We start from the raw sequence: 1,309 nt of genomic DNA on the forward strand, positions 1-1,309 counted from the left end.
TGAATCGCCCCGAGTTCATCGGAGACCAGTTTGTTTAAGTCAGGCCACTTTACCTGACTCGTTTAAATTATCATAGTAGTCTGTTTCATATTGAGCTGGTGAAATATACCCAATTGAAGATAATAAGCGTTGATTATTAAACCAATTGACCCACTCTAACGTTGCGTATTCAACAGCATCAACATTCTTCCACGGGCCATTTCTGCGAATAATCTCTGTTTTAAATAATCCATTTATTGTTTCAGCCAATGCATTGTCATAAGAGTCACCCACACTGCCTACAGACGCTTGAATTCCAGCTTCAGCAAGTCGCTCAGTGTATCGTATAGACAAATATTGGCTGCCTCTGTCGCTGTGGTGAATTAACCCTTCGGGGTTGCCACGATGCCAAATAGCTTGCTCTAACGCATCAAGAATAAGCTCTGTGTGCATTGTCGTTGATACACGCCAACCTACAATGTATCGTGAAAAAACATCTATCACGAAAGCGACATAAACAAACCCACTCCATGTGGCAACATAGGTGATGTCAGCTACCCAAAGTTGATTTGGCTGCTCAGCAGTAAATTGACGATTAACTAAATCAAGTGGCTTATCTTGTTGCTCGTCAGGTATCGTTGTCTTATGTGCTTTACCCCGACGAACACCTTGAATTCCCATAACTCGCATCAATCGTTCGACTGTACAGCGGGCGACTTGATGGTCGTCAAGCTGTAGCTGCTTCCATATTTTTCTTGCACCATAAACTGACATATTATCCTCCCACACTTCGCGAATGAGTATTATCAGCTCAGCATCACGCTTTTTGCGGTTAGACAGTCGCTCAGGCTCTCTTTGTATCTGTTTATGAGAATAATACGTTGATGGTGCAATCGGCAATTCCTTGCAAATTGACTCGACACCGTAATGCTCTCTGCAAGCATCAATAAAATCCACTATTACTTCTGTTTGCGGTCGAGCTCCGCTTGGGCGAAAAAAGCGGCAGCTTGCCTCAGGATATCATTCGTTCGCTTGAGCTCTTTATTCTCGCGCTCTAAGACGGCAAGGCGTTCTTCAGTTGATTGCGTATTAGAAGAGGGTTTAGACGGTTGAGCTTGAGATTTCTTGACCCATGCTCTAAGTGTTTCTGGGGTACATCCCAGTTTATCTGAAATCGATACTAGCGCAGCCCAAAGAGAAGGGTATTCATGCTGTTGTGTGGTAACAAGCCTAATTGCACGTTCACGAAATTCTGATGTATAGCGATTTGATTTTTTCATAGTTCCAGTTTCTCAAGTTATTGAGTCTCTGGCAAACACGGGGCGATTCA

1 protein-coding gene and 1 other annotated feature are annotated in these 1,309 nt (G+C 43.4%); the gene reads right to left on the reverse strand.

What is annotated here, in order from left to right; all coding sequences use genetic code 11:
- Positions 1-39 precede the first annotated feature (39 nt).
- A protein-coding gene (locus MSC25_RS20240; protein WP_223230517.1) for an IS3 family transposase occupies positions 40-1,259 on the reverse strand; the annotation gives its coding sequence in 2 pieces (ribosomal slippage) (positions 40-971 and positions 971-1,259; 1,221 coding nt in all).
- Positions 865-981: a sequence feature (AL1L pseudoknot), on the reverse strand. It overlaps the preceding gene by 117 nt.
- Positions 1,260-1,309: the final 50 nt, after the last annotated feature.

Origin of the sequence: Pseudoalteromonas sp. 1CM17D, from assembly GCF_023161805.1 — a bacterium.
GTDB lineage: Bacteria > Pseudomonadota > Gammaproteobacteria > Enterobacterales > Alteromonadaceae > Pseudoalteromonas > Pseudoalteromonas atlantica.